This window comes from Tenacibaculum finnmarkense, assembly GCF_900239185.1.
GTDB lineage: Bacteria > Bacteroidota > Bacteroidia > Flavobacteriales > Flavobacteriaceae > Polaribacter > Polaribacter finnmarkensis.
In genome coordinates, this window is record NZ_OENA01000075.1 from 1 (window position 1) to 2,519 (window position 2,519).

4 protein-coding genes are annotated in these 2,519 nt (G+C 27.8%); all 4 read right to left on the reverse strand.

Annotation, left to right across the window (positions count from 1 at the left end; translation table 11 throughout):
• Positions 1–144 precede the first annotated feature (144 nt).
• Positions 145–456, reverse strand: coding sequence for a hypothetical protein (locus tag AQ1689_RS09360; RefSeq protein WP_101916018.1), 312 nt, complete (start codon positions 454–456; stop codon positions 145–147).
• A 183-nt stretch (positions 457–639) separates the two neighbouring features.
• The gene (locus tag AQ1689_RS09365; RefSeq protein WP_101916019.1) at positions 640–906 is read right to left on the reverse strand and encodes a hypothetical protein; all 267 of its coding nucleotides are present in this window, start codon (positions 904–906) and stop codon (positions 640–642) included.
• On the reverse strand, positions 899–1,660 hold the full coding sequence (locus AQ1689_RS09370) for a peptidoglycan recognition protein family protein (protein WP_145993691.1): 762 nt from the start codon (positions 1,658–1,660) through the stop codon (positions 899–901). Before AQ1689_RS09370 ends, AQ1689_RS09365 begins: the two co-directional genes overlap by 8 nt.
• 4 nt (positions 1,661–1,664) lie before the next feature.
• Positions 1,665–2,363, reverse strand: coding sequence for a type VI secretion system tube protein TssD (gene tssD, locus AQ1689_RS09375; RefSeq protein ID WP_101916021.1), 699 nt, complete (start codon positions 2,361–2,363; stop codon positions 1,665–1,667).
• Positions 2,364–2,519 lie beyond the last annotated feature (156 nt).

The following is a 2,519-nucleotide window of genomic DNA, read 5'->3' on the forward strand; positions in this document are numbered from 1 at the left end:
GCTCAAAAAACTAATTTATAGAATTATGAGCCTAGAATAATAATGTATAAACTTAATCAAGAAAAGAGTTGTTTTTTAGCTCAGTTCTTTGTTGGCTACAGTTTATTTTACGTTATTTATTGCCTTGTGTCTAAAATTCAGTTTTTAATTATTACAACTACATTCTACTCTATCTACATAGGTTTTATTACTATTTGAATTTATATAATAGCATCCATTCCTAGGGCCTGTATACAAAGTGTTTCCATTATGTGTTCCACATTCCCATTTATCTACATAAACTTTTTCTCCTACCTTATAGTAATAGTATCTTTCATCTGATGTATATATAATTTTTCCGTCAGAAGAATTAGCAAAAATGGATTCTTTCAATTCCGTAGTTTCTTTTTCTTCACAACTTATAAAACCAAATAATATCATTGATAAAAAGGTTAATTGTACTAATAATTTTTTCATAATATTCAATTTATATTCGTTTAATTCGGCAGTTTTTTTTAAATTGTAGCCAACGGCTCGGCTATGAGTAGTTGCGTGGGTTTATAACTGGTTTTAATAAAGACAAAATTAATATTGAGCTAAAAACGTTACTTTCTAAATAGTCTATAAGTAGCAATTACTTATAGGTATTGTTGGGCAACGTTATTTTCCGTAAATGTATAAGGAATAAATTCTGTTTTTTACATAGAAATCGTATTTATCAACCTCTTTTTTTTCTTTGAAGGGTAATGTTTCATAAAATTCCCATTTTTCTCCTATTATTTTAAAATAATACTGCCAAGTTGGTTTATGTTTTATAAAAAAGTAATACTCATTATGTTCATTATCCTTGAAAATACCTGTAAAAAACTTAAAAAAAATAACTGTAAAGAAAATGATAATGGTTATATTAAAAGATCTCTTATCCATTACCTGTCTCTTTTGGTGATTTTAACTTTAATTCTTTTCTTAAAGCTTTTATATAATCTAAACCGTATTCGCCAGGACAAGTTCGATCTGTATTATTTTTCCATTCCTTATGACCTCCTAAAGTTCCTATATTAGGGAACTGTTCCTTTAATGCTTTAATAAGAGTAATTATAGACTGTAATGCTTCTTTAGACATATCATCATCAACATCCCACCAATCATGTTTGAAATCTGCTAAGAAAACAATTCCAATAATTCCAGTATTATATTTGGTTAAATGAGCTCCTTTGATACCTATTGGTCTTCCTTCTAAAACCTCTCCTGATAAACTAACTCCAAAATGATACGATATATCTGCTCTTTGATTATCTCCATTAATATGGTCATTTTGTATTTTTTTCATTGTATTTAAGCCTCCATTACCTGAATGGTGGATAGCAATTCCAAAGAAATCATTATTTAATTTATTTATAGCGAACACATCTTTTTCTTCTTGTGTATTTAAACCATCAATTTTTAAATAAGATTCAAAAGATCGACCTTCTTCAATTTTTGGGCAAATTGCATTCCAGCTTTCTCTATCTTTATAAAACTTATTTAAATATTTTGAATATTTACTTCCTTTATATGATTTAGGGTTAAAACGATAGTATTTCGATAAGCAATCTTCTTCAACTTTAGGAAAAATAATCTTCATTGTATTACCTCTACCGCTATCAAAAGAAGCTATCCCTATTCTTTTATTTTCTGACATATTTTTATTTTTTTTGTTTAATTGCAATTAGTCGTACTTCTGTTTTGTCTCCCATTATTTCAATACCTTTTAGGATATCATTTTTTAAAAGGTTACCATTATACTTATAATCTAATCGATTGTCATTCAGGTTGATTGTGACAATTTCTCCTTCTGCTTTTTCGGATTCAATAATTAAATTTAATTTATCATTTATTTTTATTTTTTTCTGTTCAATTTTTTCTCCATTATCATTATTAAAATAATACCCTAAAAATTGTGGTTCTTGTTTTTCTAAAACAGTTGGTTCAATATTTTTTTCGTTTAACCAAGTTTTTCTCCAATAAGCAGAATAATCTACAGAAGAATTATTGGTATTCAGTCCAGCCGCTGTAAATTTCAAAGTATCCGTCATTGGTATGTTTCCTGTGGCAGAAAAAGTAGAGTCAAGTTCTACCAGATTAGCATCAGAAAGATAAATAATTCTAGTTCTTTCTCCTTCTCGTTCTTGAAGGTGAAGTTCTAATTGTTTCATTAACATTGGAGAAATCATCCAGTGTAAAAAATCTACTTTACTGCCAGATTCTACAACTACTGAAAGAAAGTTTAAAACAGGTTTAGTAGTTGGTCTCCCTGTAATATCCTTCTCTTGGCCTAAACCAATAGAATATCGTAAAACATTTAATTCGTGTTCTTTGTCAATAATTAATTTTACTTTGAACATAGTTTTTTTTTGTGCAAGTACACAATGTACTTTAGTTAATCACTTACTTTTTTAGGTTGGCTGTATTGTCCTGAAATAGGTTGACCTTTTTTTTGAATTTATAAGGTTAATAATTCCAGATTTTTTTTATTTCTTCGATACGATTTATATTCGATA